Below are 17,773 nucleotides of genomic sequence, written 5' to 3'. Positions count from 1 at the left end.
TTAACAGTGACCCGTACCGGGTAGCCGGCATCCGCTGCTACCGGCGGTCGGGGAGGTGGGATGACGGCGACGAACGCCTTCTTCGAGCGGTTGACCGTTGCCGGCCGGGACCCACGGTTCAGCAAGGTCTGCGGGAGCGTGCGGTTCGACATCCGGGACGGAGGCCACCTGGAGCAGTGGCTCCTGGAAATCGATCATGGCCGGATGCGGGTGACCAGGAACGGTGGTCCCGCCACCACCGTGATCCAGGTGTCCGCGCAGGTCGCGGACGCGATGGCGCGAGGTGAGGTGAACGGCCTGGCGGCGATCACCCGCGGGGACATCCTGGTCGACGGTGACCTCGGCCTGGCGCTGCGACTCGGGCGGCTCTTCCCGCGCGAGGCGAGGCCGCTTCAGCGCGACGACCACGACAGCGGCAGGTGACCGATGAGGGACATCGCGGGCACTGTGGCGTGCATCGACGGGAACACCTTCATGGTGTCCGACTCCAGCGGCGATGTGGAGTCCTCTCCCGCCACGCCGGTCGGGCTGTTCGCCGCTGACACGCGCTTCCTGTCCCGCTGGATGCTCTTCGTCAACGGCGAGTGCATGACCGCGCTGTCGGTGGACGACAGCCAGTACTACGAGGTCACGTTCTTCGTGGTGCCGGGCGCGGCGGTCGACTACGTGCAGGCCGACCTGTCGGCCATCCGGCGCCGGCGTATCGGCCCGGACCTGACCGAATCGCTGACGATCTTCAACTACGGCGACAAGGACACCGACCTCGACGTACGCCTGGAGGTGGCAGCCGACTTCGCCGACATCTTCGAGATCAAGTTCGACGTCGGTGAGAAGGTCGGCACGCACTACACCCACGTGGGTCCGAACGAGTTGCGCCTGGGCTACCGGCGCGGCACCTACCAACGTGAGGTGGTCGTGTCGGCGAGTGAGCCGGCCGAGTTCGACCCGGACGGCATCCGCTTCCGGGTCAGGCTGCGCCCTGGCGAGCAGTGGTCGACGCAGTTGCAGGCTGACATGAGGGCGCTGCGTCCGGACGGCGTCGACCTGCGCTCGGCTCTGCGGGCTCAGCGGCCGGACGCCTCCACCCTGCCCACCAGCCTGCGGGCCTGGGTCGAGGCGGCCCCGACGCTGGACACCGACAGCGTCGCCCTCAAGCAGGTGTACCACCGCAGCCTGGTGGACCTGGCGGCGCTGCGCTTCGCGCCGCTCTCGCTCAGCGGCGCCGCCGTACCCGCGGCAGGATTGCCCTGGTTCATGACCCTTTTCGGCCGCGACAGCCTGCTGACCTGCCTGCAGACCCTGGCCGTCACCCCGTCGTTGACCCCACCGACGCTGCGGATCCTCGGGTCGCTGCAGGGCGTCCGCACCGACGACGTGTTGGAGGAGGACCCCGGCCGGATCCTGCACGAGCTGCGCTACGGGGAGTCGGCCGCGTTCGAGGAGCAGCCGCACTCCCCCTACTACGGCACTGTGGACGCCTCGCCGCTGTTCGTCGTGCTGCTCGACGAGTACGAGCGGTGGAGCGGCGACACTGCGCTGGTGACCGAGTTGGAGCAGGAGGCGCGAGCGGCCCTGGCGTGGATCGACCAGTACGCGGACCTGACCTCCACCGGCTACATCTGGTACCAGCGACGTAACCGCGCCACCGGCCTGGACAACCAGTGCTGGAAGGACTCCTGGGACAGCATCTCCTACGCCGACGGGCGGCTGCCGGGCTTCCCGAGGGCCACCTGCGAAACCCAGGGGTACGCCTACGACGCCAAGATCCGGGGAGCGCGGCTGGCCCGTACCGTCTGGAATGACCCGGACTTCGCCGACCAGTTGGAGCGCGAGGCGGCGGCGCTGTACGACCGCTTCAACCGGGACTTCTGGTTGGAGGACCGCGGCTACTACGCCCTCGCGCTCGACCACGACGGCACTCCGGTCGACAGCCTGTCGTCCAACATCGGGCACCTGTTGTGGAGCGGGATCGTGCCGCCGGAGCGGGCCCCGCGGGTCGTCGAACACCTGATGGGTCCCAGACTCTTCTCCGGTTGGGGTGTGCGCACCTTCGCCGAGGGGCAGGGCCGTTACAACCCACTCGGCTATCACAACGGCACGGTCTGGCCGTTCGACAACTCGTTCATCGCCTGGGGTGTGCGCCGGTACGGGTTCACCACCGAGGCGGGCCGCATCGCCGAGAGCATCCTCTCCGCCGCCACCTACTTCGAGGGTCGGCTGCCCGAGGCGTTCGGCGGGTTCGACCGTGACACCACCCGGTACCCGGTCCGGTACCCGACCGCCGGCAGCCCGCAGGCGTGGTCCAGCGGAGCGTGCATGCTGCTCATCCGCACCATGCTCGGCCTCGATCCGCACGAGGACCACCTGGCCGTGGCCCCCGCGCTACCGGCCGCCTTCGGGCGGATCGCGCTCCTGGACATCCCCGGCCGCTGGGGCAAGGCCGACGCCTTCGCACGTCACCGCCCCAACCAGCGCTAGCGAGACGCTCAACTGACGGTGAAGCCGCCGTGGGTACGTGTCTCCCGCAGCCAGTCGAGCCAGGCCACCCACAGCTCGTCGGTCTCCCACTCGGCGCGCAGGCTCGTCGGCGACGCGTCGTAGAGGATCAACGCCTGCTCGATCTCGGTCTCGCCCACCACCCAGGGGCCGTTGCTCGTCAACTTGAACTCGGGGATCCCCACCTTGCCGGGGCTGGTCTGCGCGGATGCCGCCCGTTCGGCCTCCTTGTAGGCGTCGCGTCGACGCTGGTCGTTGCGCCAGTCGGCGACGCTGTCGAACGGCCAGTCCGGAAAGGGCTGCGGCGTTGCCTGGTAGGTCATGCCGGCCCATCGCATGCGTTCCCGGCAGAACCCCATGCCGGCGATGTTCAGGGCGAACTGGTAGGCGTCGGCGAGCGACGAGTACTCGTCGTAGCACTGTGGCCAGTTGCCGCACGACCCGTTCAGGTCTAAGCACGCTTCGGCGTGGGCGCGCGCGGTAGCGGCGGGTTCGGGCAGATCAACGTGTTCGAAGCTGTAGCCCATCGGACCCCCGACCGCCAGCAGAGCAGGAACTTGGCATTCTGCCCGACGCCGACGAGCGACGCCCCTTTGCGCGTACCCCGGTCAGGGCTCAACCCCCGGCGGGCCCGGTGGCCCGGAAGGTGCGCCGGTACGCGTCCGGCGGCACGCCGACGGTGCGGTGGAAGTGCCGCCGCAGTGTCGTGGCGGTGCCCAGGCCGGCCGCCTCGGCGATGACGTCGACGCTGTCGTCGGTGTTCTCCAGCAGCTCCTGGGCGCGGCGGATCCGCTGCGTCGACAGCCACAGCAGCGGGGTGGTGCCGGTGACCGCCCGGAAGTGCCGAGCCAGGTTGCGCGAGCTCATGTTCGCCTGCCGGGCCAGGTCCTCGACGGTCAGCGGTCGGTCCATCCGTTGCAGCACCCAGGGGAACAGGGCGGCGAGCGGGTGGTCGTCGCGGGCGGGCACCGGGGTGGTGACGTACTGGGCCTGACCGCCGGCGCGGTGCGGCGGCACGACCAGGCGGCGGGCGACGGCGTTGGCGACCGTCGAGCCGTGGTCGCGGCGGATCAGGTGCAGGCACAGGTCGATCGCGGCGGCCTTGCCGGCGGAGGCGAGCACGGTGCCGTTGTCGACGTAGAGCACGTCCGGGTCGACCCGCACCCGGGGGTAGCGGGCGGCCAGCGCCTCGGTGTGGGCCCAGTGCGTGGTGGCGCGCAGCCCGTCGAGCACCCCGGCGGCGGCCAGCACGAACGCGCCGGTGCACAGCGAGACCATTCGGGCGCCCGCCGCGTGGGCGGCGCGCACCGCGTCGAGCAGGGCGGGCGACACGTCCACGTCGACGTCCTCCACCGCAGGGATGATCACGGTGTCGGCGCGGGCGAGTCGGTCCAGCCCGTCGTCGGGCTCCATCTGGAACCGTCCGACCCGGACCGGGCCGGGACCGCAGACCACCACCTCGTACCACGGGTCCGCCTGGCCGGTGGGGTCGCGGGCGAAGACCTCGCAGGCCAGGCCCACCTCGAAGTGCAGCATCCCGTCGGTGGCGGCGATCGCGACAAAGGTCATGTCCGAAACTGTACGGGTAATGGCGTTCCCGACACTGGTCGGTTATCGGCCGCTGCTGGAGGCTGTACTCAGTCGATCTTCTCAGGGGGCAGCAATGGGTCAGCGTGTAGCGGTGTTCGGGGCGTACGGGCACACCGGACGGTTCGTGGTGACGGAGTTGCGCGAGCGCGGGTTCGTGCCGCTGCTGCTCGGCCGCGACGAGAGCAGGCTGGCGGCGTCGGGGCTCGCCTACCGGGTGGCGTCGGTCGACGATCCGGCCTCGCTCGACCAGGCACTGATCGGCGCGGACGCGGTCATCAACTGCGCCGGCCCGTTCGCCTCGACCGCCGCGCCGGTGATCGAGGCCGCGCTGCGCGCCCGGATCCCGTACGTGGACGTGGCGGCCGAAATCGAGGCGAACGTCGACACGTTCGCGAACTTCGGCGAGCCCGCCCGTGCGGCTGGCATCGCGGTCGTCCCGGCGATGGCGTTCTTCGGCGGGCTCGGCGACCTGCTGGTCACCACGGCGATGGGCGACTGGACGTCGGCCGACGAGGCGCACGTGGCGTACGGACTGAGCAGCTGGCACCCGACGGCCGGGACGGTCGCCGCCGGCGCCGTCTCCCGCGAGCGCCGCGACGGCCGTCGGGTCCGCTACACCGGCGGCCGGTTGGAGTACCACGTCGACGAGCACGATCTGCCGAGCCTGGTGTGGGACTTTCCCCCGCCGCTGGGCCGGCGCCGGGTGCTCGGTGAATTCACCATGGCCGACGTCGTCACCGTCCCGAGCCACCTGGCCATCCCCGAGGTCCGCACCTACATGGCCGCCGACGCCGCCACCGACCTGGCCGCCGCGCAGGCACCGGTCGCGGCCGACGAGTCGGGCCGCTCCGCGCAGACGTTCACCGTCGACGTCGTGGTGCGGCGCGGCGACACGCGACGGCGTGTCGTCGCCACCGGCCGGGACATCTACGCGGTCAGCGCACCCCTGGCCGTCGAGGCGGTCCGCCGCATCCTCGCCGGTCAGACGAGGACGAGCGGTGTCGCCTCCGCCGGCGAGATCTTCGACGCGCCCAATTTCCTCCGCGCGCTGTCGCCCTCAATTTCCGTCGACCGGCACCCCGACGAAAATCGGCCCGAACTCGTTACCCAGAATGCGTAATAATCCAATAGCGCGGCGCGCCGGAGACTTAAAAAAACTTAAGACCGCGCGCGTGAAAAATTGTTATCCCGAGCGCCGGAGCCGGCCACCTGCGCCTTTGCGGAGGGGCCTCCTTAATTCTTTCCCCGCGAGTTGATGCAGGCTCCTGACGTGCACATACTTCTTCCGACCGGAGCGTTATCGCCGACTCGAAGGACAACACTGGTAATGCGGACTCCCCCCGCGCACGTCGCACCCCCGGACCGGGCGCTGAAACGTCGTCGCCTCACTCGCATCACGCTCGCCTCCGCAGTCGTCGCCGCGCTCGGCGCCAGTGGCATCTACATCGCCGGCGCCCAGGCCGAAGAGGTCGACGTGCCCGGCCGGGTCCGGGCGGAGGCCTTCGCGGCGCACTCCGGCGCGCAGACCGAGGGCACCGGCGACACCGGCGGCGGCCGGAACGTCGGCTGGTTGGCCAACGGCGACTGGCTGCGGTACGACGATGTGTCGATCACCGGCGTCGACCTGGCGGCCCGGGTTTCCTCGCACAACGCCACCGGCGGCACCGTCGAGCTGCACCTCGGCGCGCAGGACGGCCAGCTGCTGGCCAGCTTCCCGATCGCGCAGACCGGCGGGTGGCAGCAGTGGAAGACCGTCACGGCGAAGGCGTCCGGTGTGCCGACCGGCGCGCAGACCGTCTTCGCCGTCATGAGGAGCACCTCGCCGTCGGATTTCGTGAACCTCAACTGGTTCACGTTCGGTCCCCCGGCGGGCACGTCGCCGAGCGCGTCGGCCAGCGCCTCGCCGACGCCCACCGCCTCGTCCGCGCCGAGTGCCACCCCGTCGGCGTCACCCTCCTCGTCGGTGCCGCCGACCGCGCCGGCCGGCGGTTGGGTGCCGGTCGACCAGGCCAAGTGGAACAAGGAGCTGGCCGCGTTCAACGCGCTCAAGCCCAAGGCGGTGCCGCCGGGCACCACCCGGGTGCCGGAGTTCCACACCGACTGCGGTGTCGCGAACTCCGCCGCGGACGACCCGATCGTCCTGCCCGGCCTGTCGGGCGCCTCGCACATGCACACCTTCTTCGGCCCGAAGGTCGACGCCTTCACCACGACGGACAAGCTGTTCGCCGCGGCGAACACCTGCAACGCCCCGGGAGACAAGAGCGCCTACTGGACCCCGGAGCTGCGCAAGGACGGCAAGCCGGTCCCGATCAAGAGCATGCGCGTCTACTACGGCTCACGGGTCAAGGACCCGTCGACCGTCAAGCCCTTCCCGCCGGGCCTGGTGGTGGTCGAGGGTGACGCCAAGCGGCAGGTGGACACCCCCAAGAACGCCGGCAGCAACCAGTTCTGGTGCGCGGGCAGCGCCGAGATCGGTCGCAGCGCCGACGGCAACTGGCCGAGGTGCGCCCCGGGCGGCAATCTGATCTTCCAGCTCGTGTTCAAGGACTGCTGGGATGGCAGGAACATCGACTCGCCCGACCACAAGTCGCACATGGGCGACCCGGTGAACGGCGTCTGCACCGGCAAGTACCCGGTGGCGGTGCCGGACCTGTCCTTCATGGTCAACTACGAGTCGCTGGGCGGTGACGGTCTCAGCCTCTCCTCCGGCAAGCCGTCCTCCATGCACGGCGACTTCATGAACGCCTGGGAGCCGGAGCGCCTCGCCGACCTGGTGAAGTCCTGCCTCAACCAGAACGCCAAGTGCGGCATCGACACGACGTTCGCCGGCGGCTGACCAGCGCGTCCACCCGTTGTCGACGGACGGCCCTCTCGCTCAGTCGAGGGGGCCGTCCGGCATCGGGCCCGGCCCAGCCCCGTGGCGACGCCTTCCGGTCCCGTCGCGGAGCTTCCCGGCCCCCTCGCGGAGCGTCAGGATGGATGTCGCCGTCAGCGCGACGGCACGGTCGTCGTCCTGCGACAGGCCCACCAGCGCGCGTGCGGCGGTGCTACCCGGGATGTCCGCCAGCGCCTCGGTCAGCCGCCGACGCGCGGACGGGGTCAGGCTCCCCCGGGCGAGGCAGTCGACGAGGGTCGTCGCGATCCGGTCCGCCTCCGCGGGATCGGTCGCCAGCACGCCCAACACGTCGGCCGCTTCGGCGTCCTTCGTCTCCTCGACGACCATGTCGATCAACGTCGGGACCGCGTCCGCCGCCCCCCGTGCACCGAGCGCCAGCGCCGCGTACCTGCGGACCACGACGTCGGGGCTCGCGAGGGCGTCGCGCAGCGCGTCGGCCGCCGCGTCGTGCGGGATCTCGGCGATGGTCTGGACGGCACGCTCGCGTACGTCGGCCTGCGGTGAGCGGAGGCCGTCCGCGAGCAGCGCCAGGCCCCCGTCCCCCGACTGTGCCAGCGCCCATCGCAGGGCTCCGGCGACGTTCGGGTCGGACTCGTTGAGCGCCGCCTCGACGAGTGCCTCCACGGGCACCGGAGCCCCGTCGAGCGAGGACAGGGCCGCGCGTTGACGCCTGCCCGCGCTCGGCGAGCCCAGCGCCTGAAGGAGCGCGACGACCTGGAGGACGTCCTCCCAGTCGGCGGGTTCGGCGGCACCGATCCGACGCAGTCGGGTGAGCAGGTCCAGCTCATCCGCGATGCGCTGTCGCGTCCGTTGGATCAGGTCGTCGACGAGGTCGGAGGGTGCGAAGCCGGGATCGTCGAGTGCCCGCCGGACGTCACGCAACGACAGACCCAGGGACCGCAGGCTCTCGACCTGGAAGATCAGCCGGATGTCCTCGTCGGAGTACTCCCGATAGCCGGCGCCACTCCGACCGGTCGGCCGGACCAGGCCGAGCGAGTCGTAGTGCCGGAGCATGCGGGCGCTGACCCCGGACCGGCGCGCCACGTCACCGATCAACACCTGCGCATCATCCCTTCTCACCGATCGCGCCGAGGGCCACCACGCGCTTCGCCTCCTCGATCGCGAACTCGACACCGGCATCCGGGTCCCGCGCCAGCCGTTCCGTCGCGATCGCGTGCGCGCGTACGTGCGGGTCGAGATCCGTCATCGCGGCGCGCAGGATCGGCATGGTCACCGCACCGAGCGCGACCAGCGCCCGGCTGAGGCTCAACCGCGTGTCCCGCATGCCGCGCCCGAGCTGTGTCGCCAACACGCCGGCCAACTCGGTCTCGTCACCCGGCGGCACGAGGACGACCGCCGCCCGCCAGGCGCTTCGGGCCACCTCGTCGTCCGGGTCGGTCAGAAGCGCCCGCGTCAGCGCCGGCCAGGCCCGCCGATCGCCGATCTTGGACAACGTGTGCAACGCCTGGCTCCGGGCCTGCGCACGCTCCGAGGTGAGTTGGTCGGTGAGCTTCGGCACGGTCAGCGCGGTTGGGTGGCGGATCAGTGCCCAGGTGAGCATCTCGCGTACGGAGAACTCGGGCTCGATCGCGCACCGCTCGACGAGGGTGTCGACGAACAGTGGGTCCGGGGCCGTGCCGACCGCCAGCGCCGCGCGCAGCCGCACCGACGGGTCGGCGTTCTCCAGCGCCTGGAGCGCCCGCATCGTGTTCGTGTCCTTTTCCGGCCTGGTCATCGGGACCACCTCCCGGACCCCACTGAAGACCTTGCCACTGTGTCAAGGTCAAGGCGGCCGAGGGGCGGCCCGCGGGTCACCCGGAGTGCGGCGCTGGCTGGTCGACGGACGACACCGACCAGCGCCGTCGGCCGCGCCACGGCAGACGTCACTCCACCGTCCAGGCGACACCGGGAGGTCGGACGCGCGCGGACAGTGGTCCGCCCGTGGCATCGGTCAACCCGACCTGGCCGACGAGTGTCCCGTTGCCCTCGTGTGCGGCGCGCAGCAGCTCGGTCGGGATGTCGGTGAACATCAACTTCGCTCGTCGGAACATCGCGAAGCCGTCCTCGGTCACCGCTCCCCAGCTCAGATACAGGAACCGCGCCCCGGGCCGCCCGTGCACCCAGGGGCCGCCGACGTCGAGCATCCCGTCGATCTCGCGGCTGGACACCTCGAAGCACCAGGTTGCCGTCGCCGCGTCGGCCGGCACCAGCTCGACCACCTCGGCCTTGCGCTGGACCCCGACGTGCACGTTGCCCAGCCGCAGCGCGTCGGCCTCCGCCCCGGCGCGCCGCCCCGGGAGGTCGCTGCCGTCGATCCGGATCCGCATGCTGGCGACTCTAGGCCGGACGAGGGTGTGCGGCGGCCAGGCGGGTCACCGCACCGCCCTGGACAAAAAGCAAAGGCAAGGAGATAACTCTCCCTGCCACTTCTAACGTATATCGCACCTGGGGGCTTGCGGCAAGACCCCGGTCCTGGCGCAGAATCTGCGGCCGGACCAGCATCAGGACGTAACGGGGGGCATGACGTGGGTGTGTTGTCGATGGACGGGGACCGCAGCGACCTCGCACCGGTGTTGGATCTTCGGGAGGTTGACGAGACGCAGGTAGGGGTCGTCGGTGGCAAGGCCGCGCACCTGGGCGGGCTGTCGCGGATCGACGGCGTCCGCGTGCCGGCCGGGTTCTGCGTGACGACGGCCGCCTTCCGGCGGGTCATGGCGGAGGCACCGTCGATCGACGACCGGCTCGATCAGCTGTCGCGCCTGGGCCCGGACGACCGGGAGGCGATCGGCGCGCTCAGCGCGGAGATCCGCCGGAGCATCGAGGAGACCGCGATTCCGGCCGAGCTGGCGGCCACGATCACCCGCGCGCTCGCCCGGTTCGGCGAGGAGGCCGCCTACGCCGTGCGGTCCAGCGCGACGGCAGAGGACACTCCCACGGCTTCCTTCGCGGGCCAGCAGGACACCTACCTGAACGTGGTGGGGCCGGAGGCGGTCCTGCGACACGTCAGCCGATGCTGGGCCTCGCTGTTCACCGAGCGGGCCATCATCTACCGCCTGCGCAACGGCATCGACCACCGCGCGGTAGACATGGCTGTCGTCGTACAGCAGATGGTTTTTCCGGATGCGGCCGGAATCCTGTTCACGGCCGACCCGGTCTCGGGCAACCGGAAGGTCGCGACAGTGGACGCCAGCTTCGGGCTCGGCGAGGCCCTGGTGTCCGGCCTGGTGAACCCGGACGTCTTCACGGTGCGCGACGGGGAGGTCGTCACCGGCGCGGTCGCCGCCAAACACCGTGCCGTCGCTGCTCTGCCTGGCGGCGGTACGCGGGAAGTGGCGATCGACAGGCAGCGGCAGGAGCAGCCGGCGCTGACCGAGGAGCAGGTCGTGCGGCTGGTGCGGCTCGGGCGACGGATCGAGGCGCATTTCGGGCGTCCGCAGGACATCGAATGGTGCCTGGTCGACGACGACTTCCAGATCGTGCAGAGCCGGCCGATCACCACGTTGTTTCCCATTCCCGCGGCCGCTGACCAGGAGAACCACGTCTACCTGTCGGTCGGTCACCAGCAGATGATGACCGATGCGATGAGGCCGCTGGGGCTCTCGATGTGGCAGTTGACGGCCATGGCCCCGATGCTGGAGGCCGGCGGGAGGTTGTTCGTCGACGCCACTCGGCTGCTTGCCTCACCCGCGAGCCGCACCGGCTTCCTGGAGATGGCGGGGAAGTCCGATCCGCTGATGCGCGACGCGTTGGAAACGCTGCTCGATCGCCCGGACTTCATTCCGACGCTCCCGGACGACGGTGGTCCCGGCAGGCCGACGACCGGCGGCGCGTCCGCCCCGATCGAGACCGACCCGGCCATCGTGACCGAACTGATCGGGCGCAGCGAGGGGTCCATCGCCGCGTTGCGGCGCGACATCGCGACGGTGACCGGTACGGCGCTGTTCGACTTCCTGCTGGAGGCCTTCCGGGAGCACAAGCGGGTCCTCGGTGAGCCGCTGAACATGCAGGCGATCATGGCTGGCATGGAGGCCACCTGGTGGCTCAACGACCGGCTGTACGAGTGGCTGGGCGAGAAGAACGCCGCGGACACCCTCACCCTGTCGGCTCCCGGCAACATCACGTCGGAGATGGGCCTGGCGTTGCTCGACGTCGCCGACGCGATCCGTCCGCATCCGGAGGTGGTGGCGTTCCTGCGGGGCGTCGAGGACGACGGCTTCCTCGACGAGCTGCCGAAACTCGCGGGTGGGACCGAGGCGCGCGACGCCATCGAGGCGTACCTCGACCGGTACGGCATGCGCTGCGTCGGCGAGATCGACATCACCAGGCCGCGGTGGAGCGAACGACCCAGCACGCTCGTGCCCGTGATCCTCGACAACGTCCGGCTCTTCGAGCCGGGCGCCGCCAGACGGCGCTTCGAGCAGGGGCAGCAGCGGGCGCACCAGAAGGCGCAGGAGGTGTTGACGCGCCTGCGGGCGCTGCCGGACGGGCAGCAGAAGGCCGACGAGACCGAGCGGATGATCGACCGGGTACGGACCTTCGTCGGCTATCGGGAGTACCCGAAGTACGGCATCGTCAGCCGCTACTTCGTCTACAAGCAGGCCCTGCTGGGCGAGGCGGAGCGCCTCGTGCGGGCCGGTGTGCTCACCGAGACCGAAGACGTCTTCCACCTCACGTTCCAGGAGTTCCACGAGGTCGTGCGCTCGCACCGGGTGGACGACGAGCTGATCCGGCAGCGCAGGGACGCGTTCCGGTCGTACCAGGCGCTCACGCCTCCCCGGGTGCTGACCTCGGACGGCGAGGTCATCACCGGGGCCTACCGACGCGACGACGTGCCGGCCGGCGCCCTGATCGGGGTGCCGGTGTCCGCCGGGACTGTCGAAGGACGCGCCCGCGTCATCCTCGACATGGCCCAGGCTGATCTCGAAGCGGGTGACATCCTCGTCACGACCCACACGGACCCCAGCTGGACGCCGCTGTTCGTCGGCATCGCCGGCCTGGTGACGGAGGTCGGCGGGTTGATGACGCACGGCGCGGTGATCGCACGGGAGTATGGCCTGCCGGCTGTCGTGAGCGTGCTCGACGCCACCCGGCTGATCCGCGACGGGCAGCGGATCCGGGTGCACGGCAGCGACGGGTACGTCGAGATTCTGCCCGGGTCGGCGGCGCAGGAGGAGGAACGACGATGACGATGTCTGTCCGACGTCTGGTGGCCGTCGTGGCGACGGCGTCGACAGTGGTGTCGCTGGCGGGGTGCGGCACCGGCGACGCACCCGAGGCGCACACGACGCCAAGCCCCGAGGCGCGCACGACGGCCAGCCCCGAGGTGACGGCCAGCCCGTCGCCGGCCGCCGAGCAGGAGTTCCAGCGGCTGGAGCAGACGTTCCAGGCGCGACTGGGCGTCTACGCCGTCGACACGGGCACCGGCCGCACTGTGGAACACCGACCCGACGAGCGGTTCGCGTACGCCTCGACGTGGAAGGCGTTGGCCGCCGCCGAGGTGCTGGACGGCACCACCGACGCCGAGCTGGACCGGGTGGTGCGCTATTCGGCGCAGGACCTGGTGTCGCACGCACCGATCACCGAGAAGCACGTCGCCGAGGGCATGAGCCTGCGTGCCCTCGCCGACGCCGCCGTGCGCTACAGCGACAACACGGCCGGGAATCTGCTGCTGCGTCACCTCGGCGGCCCGCAGGGGTTCGAGAAGAAGCTGCGCGGGATCGGCGACACGGTCACCGACCCGGCCCGCTACGAGACCGCCCTCAACGAGGCGACCCCGGGCGACCGACGGGACACCAGCACGGCGCGGGCTCTGGCGGGCGACCTCCGGGCGTACACAGTGGGGGATGCCCTGACGCCCGCGGACCGCGACGTGCTGCTCGGTTGGCTGAAGGGCAACACCACCGGCGCGGCGCTGGTCCGCGCCGGGGTGCCCGCCGGCTGGGTGGTTGGGGACAAGACCGGGACCGGAGGGTACGGCACCCGCAACGACATCGCGGTGATCTGGCCGCCCGATCGTGCCCCGATCGTCGTCGCCGTGCTGTCCAGCCGTGACAAGTTGGACGCCACCCCCGACGACGCGCTCATCGCCCAGGCCACCACTGTGGTCGTCGCCCAACTGTGAGCGCTCGGCCGGCACGCGCTCAGCCGACGAGCAGGAGCACGCTGATCGCCAGCATCACCAGGGCGGTGCTCGCGTGGACGCCGTACGCGATCGCCTTTGGGCCCTTGCTGCGCAGCACGATCAGCGCGTCCCCGATGGGTATGAGGGTGGCGGCCAGCATGAACCAACCCAACAGGTGCGATGTCGCTCCGATGATCAGGACGAAGATGAAGAGCCCCGACGCGATGTCGCGCACGCCCTTGACGGTGAGCCAGGCCTGAAAGGCCCTGTCGTCGGTCGGCGTGCCGGGGATGCCGAACCCGACTGCGGCCTGCGGCGCCCAGAAGACGCGCGCGCCGATGACGATGATGCCTACGTCGATCAGTGCGGCGAGCACGGTGGCGACGGTGGTGAGCATGGGTTGTCTCCCCTGTTGACGGCAGCGCCCGCAGCGATTGTTGCCGGCGCTAGTTGTGCTAGCAACGCTAGATCTAGCTTCGACAGGAAGTCAAGCGTTGCTAGGATGCAGTCATGTCCGGCATCAACGAGCGCCGCGAACGCGAACGCGCCCACCGTCACCAGCTGATCGTCACGGCCGCGCGCGAACTCGCGGAGACCGAGGGCTGGGAGGCGGTGACGACGCGACGCCTGGCCGAACGCGTCGAATACAGCCAGCCGGTGCTCTACAGCCACTTCAACGGCAAGGAAGCGATCGTGAGCGCCGTCGCCATCGACGGCTTCGGCGAACTCGCCGCCCACCTGCGCCGCGCGCGACTGGCCGCCCCCGAGCCGGGGCAGGCCCTGCGTGCCGTCTGCCGCGCCTACCTGGATTTCGCCACCGAACGACCCGCCCTCTACCAGGCCATGTTCGTCCTGCCCACCGACCTGAGGTTCGCCAGCCCCGAGACACCGGCTCCCCTGCGGGCGGGCTTCGACGAGTTCGTGAGCTGCTTCGACCCGGACGACGAGCGCCGCGAACTGATCGCCGAGGTCACCTGGAGCGCGTTGCACGGCATGGCCGTCCTGTCGGAGACCGGCCGCATCCCCCCAGAGGGCCAGGACGCACGACTCGACTTCCTCGTCACCCAGTTCACCGCGCCGAATGCGGGCGGCGCGGCGACCGTCACGGCTTGACTCCGATGTAACGGATGCCCGTGGCTCGGATCTCGCCTCGGTGTGCGGCCGCCCGCTCGTGGGTTACCGAACTGGGGTACAAGTCGGGGAAGAGATAGGGGGCCTCGGTGAGCAGCCGGGTGTGAAACCGGGCCTGGAGCGCCTGGACGATGGCGTGGCCGTTGTGCAGGCCCTCGCGTTCGGCCCAGTCATCGAGGTAGGTCTGCCAGGGTTGCCCAGATGCGAGCCACAGCTCCCGGTGGTGGTGTAGCCAGCCGTGCTCGCCGTTGCCGGGCAACCGGTCGAAGCTCCATCGTGCGGTTGCCTCGTCGAACTTCTCGTACGACCACTCGACGATGATGAGCACGCCGCCCGGCGCGAGGGCCGCCGCGGCTCGGTCGAGTGCCCGGTCGAGGTCACTGACGTGGTGCAGCGAGGCACAAGCCACGATCGCGTCGACCGGGCGGGTCCCCTCGTGGTTTTCGAACTCCGTCTGATGGTAGCCAGGCTCGGGCGGTGCGGCTGGATCCACGCCCACGGCGTCATAGCCGTGCTCCCGCATGGCCGGGACGAAGCCGCCGGTCGGGCCGCATCCGATCTCCACCACATGGGATGGTGCCGGTGGCAGGTGAGCTTGCACGAAGGGCCAGAGGGTGCTCAGCCAGCGCTGCTCAGCGGCTGTCGTGTCGATCATCTTGTCTCCTTCGAGTCGGCGGCCGAGGGGTGCGGCCAGCACCCCTCGGTGCCGTGATGTGTCGTCAGCTGCTGCGGAGCAGGCGCACCGACAGCGGCGCGAAGACCGCCGTCAGCACCGTGCAGGCGATCAGGATCCAGGCGAGCTGGAGGCCGGGTGTGCCGCCGGCCATCAGCTCTCGGGCGGCGGTCACCAGGTGGGTGACCGGGTTGACATCGACAAAGGCTTGCAGCCATCCGGGCAGCGTGGCCGGGTCGACGAAGATGTTGCTGAACAGCGACAGCGGGTACAGCAGCGCCTGGGTCACGCCGAGCGCGGCGCCGGGTGACTTCATGAGCAGCGCCAGCGTTGTCCACACCCAGGACAGGCTGACGCTGAAGGTGACGACAAGCAGCACCGCGGCCACCACACCGAGGACGTTGCCGTGTGGGCGGAACCCCAGTGCGAGACCGAGCCCCACGACCACCGCCGAGGCGAGCACGTACCGTACGGTGTCGCTGAGCATTGCCCCGATGAGTGGTGCGGCGGGTCGGATCGACAGCGTGCGGTACCGGTCGAACGCGCCGCTGGCGAGGTCGATGCTGAGCGCGGCGCCGGTGGTGCCGGTGGTCACCAGCAGTGTCATCACGAGGATCCCCGGGACCAGGTAGCCGACGTACGCGCCGGTCGATCCGCCGACCGCGCCGCCGAACAGGTACGTGAACATCAGGGTGAACACGACCGGGTGGACGGCGATGTCGAAGATCTGGACGGGGGTGCGCCTGATCTTCAGCAGAGCGCGTCGGGTGAACGCCAGGCTGGCGGTCAGGGTGCTGGGCCGGGACGGTCGCGGGCGGGTGGCGAGCACCGCCCCGGACCGTCGGGCGCCGGTGACACTGTCGAGCGTGGTCATGCGGTCTTCTCCTTCCGGGCGGCGTCCACAGTGGCCGGACGGCCGGTCAGGGCGAGGAACACCTCGTCCAGACTGGGCTGTCCGAGGGTGAATTCGGTGACCTCGACCCGGGCTCGCGACAGCTCGGCCAGCGCGTGCACCGCTGCCGCGGTGGCGGCCGGCCCGCTTTCCGGCACCTGTGCGGTCACGGCGGCTGGATCGGAGCCGAGCGCCACAGGCCCGTGCAACGCCTGGGTCAGCAACCGTTCGGCGGCGGCCCAGTCGTCAGGTTCGGCCAGACGGACGTGCAGGGTGCCACCTCCGACCGATGCCTTGAGTTGGCTGCTGGTGCCCTGGGCGATGAGGGTGCCGTGGTCGATGACGGCGATGCGGTCGGCGAGTTGGTCCGCCTCGTCGAGGTACTGGGTGGTCAACAGGACCGTGGCGCCCTCGGCGACGAGGACCCGGACCACGTTCCACACGTCGTTGCGGCTGCGCGGGTCCAGCCCGGTGGTGGGCTCGTCCAAAAACAGCAGGTCGGGGGTCACGATGAGCCCGGCGGCGATGTCCAACCGGCGCCGAATGCCGCCGGAGTACGTCTCGACCAGACGGTCGGCCACCTCGGTCAGAGAGAAGGCGTTCAGCAGCTCCTCGGCCCGGGCTGCCGTACCAGCACGGGAGTGGCCGTGCAGCCGACCGAGGAGAACGAGGTTTTCCCGCGCGGTGAGCCCATGGTCGAGTGAGGCGTACTGGCCGGTCAGGCTGATCCGGTCACGTACCGCAGCGGCGTGGCTGACCACGTCGTGGCCGAACACCCGCGCGCTACCCGCGTCGGGGCGCAACAGCGTGGCCAGCATGCGGATCGTGGTCGTCTTGCCGGCGCCGTTGGGACCGAGAAACCCGTACACCGAGCCCGCGGGGATGCTCAGGTCGATACCGTCCACGGCTCGGGTCGCGCCGAACGTCTTTACCAGGCCCGTAGCTTCGACGGCCAGGTCGCTGGAGTTCGTCATCGGGTCCAGCCGTCCTCGTCGACCAGCTCGCCCTGCTCCGCGCTGACATCACGGGCGACGGCGAACGCCGCGGCGGCCTCGGGCAGGCTCGGCGCTCCGGTGAGGGCCGCTTGCAGGGCCTCGGGCGAGTCCCACCGCCACATGTCCACCCAGGTCCGCTCGTCGACGCGGATCAGTCGGGTCTCGGTCGGACCGGCGAATGCCGCCCGGATCGCTTCGATGAGCTTCGTGCGCCGCTCCAGCACCGCGTCGGCGTCAGCGGGGTCGGCCGTGAATCGTGTCGTCCGGATGAGAGCCATCTCCGCACCTCTTCTTTAGAGTCGTTCTCTAGAGCTTAACTCTAGTGTTAAGGTACAGGTATGCAACGGGTCAAGAGCACCGGCAAGAAAGGCGAGAAGTCCCGGCAGACCCGGCGACGGATCCTCCAGGCCGCCTACGAACTGTTCGTCGCTCAGGGCTACGGAGCCACGACGCTGCAAGGCATCGCCGAGCGCGGCGACGTCGCCGTACAGACCATCTACTTCGCCTTCGGCAACAAGCCCTCGCTGCTCAAGGAACTGGTTGACGTCACCATCGCCGGCGACGACGAGCCCATCTCCACGATGCAGCGGACCTGGTTCCTCGACGCCCTCGCGACCGACACTGCCGAGGCGCATTTGCGGGCACACGTGCGAGGCACCTGCGAGGTGCTCCAGCGGGTCGCGCCGATCATGGACGTACTAAGCGCCGCCGGCGCGCAGGATCCGAGTCTGGCCAGCATGTGGCCGCAGGACGCCGATCCGCGACTCGAAGTCCAGACCGTCGCGGCGCGCAGCCTCGTGGCCAAGCCCGGCGCTAAGGCCGACCTGCCCGTCGAGCACGCTGCCGACCTGCTCTTCGGCCTACTGAGCCCGCAGTTGTACCTGCTGTTCGTCCGCGAACGAGCCTGGACCCAAGATCGCTGGGAACAGTGGGTCTACGACACGCTCCACGCGCAGCTCTGCGCCTAGGACGAGCTTTC

The 17,773-nt window shown here is 70.3% G+C and carries 18 protein-coding genes; 8 read left to right on the top strand and 10 right to left on the bottom strand.

The genetic code is table 11. The annotated features are described in order from the left end of the window. Positions 1-60: 60 nt before the first annotated feature. Positions 61-423 carry an SCP2 sterol-binding domain-containing protein gene (locus AC3CF1_RS01765; RefSeq protein ID WP_488449386.1) on the top strand — a complete coding sequence of 121 codons (363 nt, stop codon included), beginning with the start codon at positions 61-63 and terminating at the stop codon, positions 421-423. 3 nt (positions 424-426) lie between these two features. Then, positions 427-2,478 carry an amylo-alpha-1,6-glucosidase gene (locus AC3CF1_RS01760; protein WP_488449385.1) on the top strand — a complete coding sequence of 684 codons (2,052 nt, stop codon included), beginning with the start codon at positions 427-429 and terminating at the stop codon, positions 2,476-2,478. Positions 2,479-2,486: 8 nt separating this feature from the next. Here the strand turns inward: AC3CF1_RS01760 and AC3CF1_RS01755 are convergent, their stop codons facing one another. Both AC3CF1_RS01755 and AC3CF1_RS01750 read right to left on the bottom strand, forming a co-directional pair. After that, complete coding sequence (locus AC3CF1_RS01755; RefSeq protein WP_488449384.1) at positions 2,487-3,023, bottom strand: hypothetical protein; 537 nt, start codon at positions 3,021-3,023, stop codon at positions 2,487-2,489. An 88-nt stretch (positions 3,024-3,111) separates the two neighbouring features. Then, the gene (locus tag AC3CF1_RS01750) at positions 3,112-4,065 is read right to left on the bottom strand and encodes a helix-turn-helix domain-containing protein (RefSeq protein ID WP_488449383.1); all 954 of its coding nucleotides are present in this window, start codon (positions 4,063-4,065) and stop codon (positions 3,112-3,114) included. A 94-nt stretch (positions 4,066-4,159) separates the two neighbouring features. On the opposite strand from AC3CF1_RS01750, the gene AC3CF1_RS01745 reads away from it, so the two are divergent. Further along, positions 4,160-5,206 (top strand): saccharopine dehydrogenase family protein, encoded by a 1,047-nt coding sequence (locus AC3CF1_RS01745; protein ID WP_488449382.1) that lies wholly within the window; start codon positions 4,160-4,162, stop codon positions 5,204-5,206. 207 nt (positions 5,207-5,413) lie between these two features. Further along, complete coding sequence (locus AC3CF1_RS01740) at positions 5,414-6,922, top strand: DUF1996 domain-containing protein (protein ID WP_488449381.1); 1,509 nt, start codon at positions 5,414-5,416, stop codon at positions 6,920-6,922. Positions 6,923-6,961: 39 nt separating this feature from the next. Here AC3CF1_RS01740 and AC3CF1_RS01735 read toward each other — a convergent pair whose 3' ends face one another. The 3 genes from AC3CF1_RS01735 to AC3CF1_RS01725 all read right to left on the bottom strand — a co-directional run bounded on the left by AC3CF1_RS01735 (position 6,962) and on the right by AC3CF1_RS01725 (position 9,309). Further along, positions 6,962-8,041 carry a HEAT repeat domain-containing protein gene (locus AC3CF1_RS01735; protein ID WP_488449380.1) on the bottom strand — a complete coding sequence of 360 codons (1,080 nt, stop codon included), beginning with the start codon at positions 8,039-8,041 and terminating at the stop codon, positions 6,962-6,964. Between the two features lie 7 nt (positions 8,042-8,048). Further along, positions 8,049-8,717 carry a HEAT repeat domain-containing protein gene (locus AC3CF1_RS01730; protein ID WP_488449379.1) on the bottom strand — a complete coding sequence of 223 codons (669 nt, stop codon included), beginning with the start codon at positions 8,715-8,717 and terminating at the stop codon, positions 8,049-8,051. A gap of 148 nt (positions 8,718-8,865) precedes the next feature. Then, positions 8,866-9,309 (bottom strand): DUF5990 family protein, encoded by a 444-nt coding sequence (locus AC3CF1_RS01725; protein WP_488449378.1) that lies wholly within the window; start codon positions 9,307-9,309, stop codon positions 8,866-8,868. Positions 9,310-9,522: 213 nt separating this feature from the next. Between AC3CF1_RS01725 and rph the strand changes: the two genes are divergently transcribed. Continuing rightward, positions 9,523-12,168, top strand: coding sequence for a rifamycin-inactivating phosphotransferase (gene rph, locus AC3CF1_RS01720; RefSeq protein ID WP_488449377.1), 2,646 nt, complete (start codon positions 9,523-9,525; stop codon positions 12,166-12,168). Beyond that, positions 12,165-13,103, top strand: coding sequence for a class A beta-lactamase (bla, locus tag AC3CF1_RS01715; RefSeq protein ID WP_488449376.1), 939 nt, complete (start codon positions 12,165-12,167; stop codon positions 13,101-13,103). The genes rph and bla overlap by 4 nt, the downstream gene beginning before the upstream one ends. A 19-nt stretch (positions 13,104-13,122) precedes the next feature. On the opposite strand, the gene AC3CF1_RS01710 is transcribed toward bla, so the two are convergent. Then, complete coding sequence (locus tag AC3CF1_RS01710) at positions 13,123-13,479, bottom strand: DUF4267 domain-containing protein (RefSeq protein WP_488449375.1); 357 nt, start codon at positions 13,477-13,479, stop codon at positions 13,123-13,125. Positions 13,480-13,613: 134 nt separating this feature from the next. Between AC3CF1_RS01710 and AC3CF1_RS01705 the strand changes: the two genes are divergently transcribed. Continuing rightward, complete coding sequence (locus AC3CF1_RS01705) at positions 13,614-14,216, top strand: TetR/AcrR family transcriptional regulator (protein WP_210794191.1); 603 nt, start codon at positions 13,614-13,616, stop codon at positions 14,214-14,216. Here the strand turns inward: AC3CF1_RS01705 and AC3CF1_RS01700 are convergent. From AC3CF1_RS01700 to AC3CF1_RS01685, 4 genes are all read right to left on the bottom strand, one after another. Next, positions 14,206-14,889: a class I SAM-dependent methyltransferase gene (locus AC3CF1_RS01700; RefSeq protein ID WP_488449374.1), complete on the bottom strand. Its 684-nt coding sequence runs from the start codon at positions 14,887-14,889 to the stop codon at positions 14,206-14,208. The genes AC3CF1_RS01705 and AC3CF1_RS01700 overlap by 11 nt on opposite strands. Positions 14,890-14,953: 64 nt before the next feature. Continuing rightward, positions 14,954-15,781, bottom strand: a complete 828-nt coding sequence (locus AC3CF1_RS01695) for an ABC transporter permease (protein ID WP_488449373.1) — start codon at positions 15,779-15,781, stop codon at positions 14,954-14,956. Next, positions 15,778-16,773, bottom strand: coding sequence for an ATP-binding cassette domain-containing protein (locus tag AC3CF1_RS01690; protein WP_488449372.1), 996 nt, complete (start codon positions 16,771-16,773; stop codon positions 15,778-15,780). Before AC3CF1_RS01690 ends, AC3CF1_RS01695 begins: the two co-directional genes overlap by 4 nt. Continuing rightward, the gene (locus AC3CF1_RS01685) at positions 16,770-17,072 is read right to left on the bottom strand and encodes an antibiotic biosynthesis monooxygenase (RefSeq protein ID WP_141909251.1); all 303 of its coding nucleotides are present in this window, start codon (positions 17,070-17,072) and stop codon (positions 16,770-16,772) included. Before AC3CF1_RS01685 ends, AC3CF1_RS01690 begins: the two co-directional genes overlap by 4 nt. Positions 17,073-17,132: 60 nt before the next feature. Between AC3CF1_RS01685 and AC3CF1_RS01680 the strand changes: the two genes are divergently transcribed. Next, positions 17,133-17,762, top strand: a complete 630-nt coding sequence (locus AC3CF1_RS01680; RefSeq protein WP_210794195.1) for a TetR/AcrR family transcriptional regulator — start codon at positions 17,133-17,135, stop codon at positions 17,760-17,762. Positions 17,763-17,773: the final 11 nt, after the last annotated feature.

This window comes from Micromonospora sp. MGP-C2, assembly GCF_057766525.1.
This window is presented reverse-complemented; position numbering and strand designations above follow the sequence as displayed.

Bases quoted from the DNA above. Each gene is read 5' to 3' on its own strand.
- AC3CF1_RS01765 (WP_488449386.1), top strand. From the start codon at position 61: ATGACGGCGACGAACGCCTTCTTCGAGCGGTTGACCGTTGCCGGCCGG.
- AC3CF1_RS01760 (WP_488449385.1), top strand. From the start codon at position 427: ATGAGGGACATCGCGGGCACTGTGGCGTGCATCGACGGGAACACCTTC.
- AC3CF1_RS01755 (WP_488449384.1), bottom strand. From the start codon at position 3,023: ATGGGCTACAGCTTCGAACACGTTGATCTGCCCGAACCCGCCGCTACC.
- AC3CF1_RS01750 (WP_488449383.1), bottom strand. From the start codon at position 4,065: ATGACCTTTGTCGCGATCGCCGCCACCGACGGGATGCTGCACTTCGAG.
- AC3CF1_RS01745 (WP_488449382.1), top strand. From the start codon at position 4,160: ATGGGTCAGCGTGTAGCGGTGTTCGGGGCGTACGGGCACACCGGACGG.
- AC3CF1_RS01740 (WP_488449381.1), top strand. From the start codon at position 5,414: ATGCGGACTCCCCCCGCGCACGTCGCACCCCCGGACCGGGCGCTGAAA.
- AC3CF1_RS01730 (WP_488449379.1), bottom strand. From the start codon at position 8,717: ATGACCAGGCCGGAAAAGGACACGAACACGATGCGGGCGCTCCAGGCG.
- AC3CF1_RS01725 (WP_488449378.1), bottom strand. From the start codon at position 9,309: ATGCGGATCCGGATCGACGGCAGCGACCTCCCGGGGCGGCGCGCCGGG.
- rph (WP_488449377.1), top strand. From the start codon at position 9,523: ATGGACGGGGACCGCAGCGACCTCGCACCGGTGTTGGATCTTCGGGAG.
- bla (WP_488449376.1), top strand. From the start codon at position 12,165: ATGACGATGTCTGTCCGACGTCTGGTGGCCGTCGTGGCGACGGCGTCG.
- AC3CF1_RS01705 (WP_210794191.1), top strand. From the start codon at position 13,614: ATGTCCGGCATCAACGAGCGCCGCGAACGCGAACGCGCCCACCGTCAC.
- AC3CF1_RS01700 (WP_488449374.1), bottom strand. From the start codon at position 14,889: ATGATCGACACGACAGCCGCTGAGCAGCGCTGGCTGAGCACCCTCTGG.
- AC3CF1_RS01695 (WP_488449373.1), bottom strand. From the start codon at position 15,781: ATGACCACGCTCGACAGTGTCACCGGCGCCCGACGGTCCGGGGCGGTG.
- AC3CF1_RS01690 (WP_488449372.1), bottom strand. From the start codon at position 16,773: ATGACGAACTCCAGCGACCTGGCCGTCGAAGCTACGGGCCTGGTAAAG.
- AC3CF1_RS01685 (WP_141909251.1), bottom strand. From the start codon at position 17,072: ATGGCTCTCATCCGGACGACACGATTCACGGCCGACCCCGCTGACGCC.
- AC3CF1_RS01680 (WP_210794195.1), top strand. From the start codon at position 17,133: ATGCAACGGGTCAAGAGCACCGGCAAGAAAGGCGAGAAGTCCCGGCAG.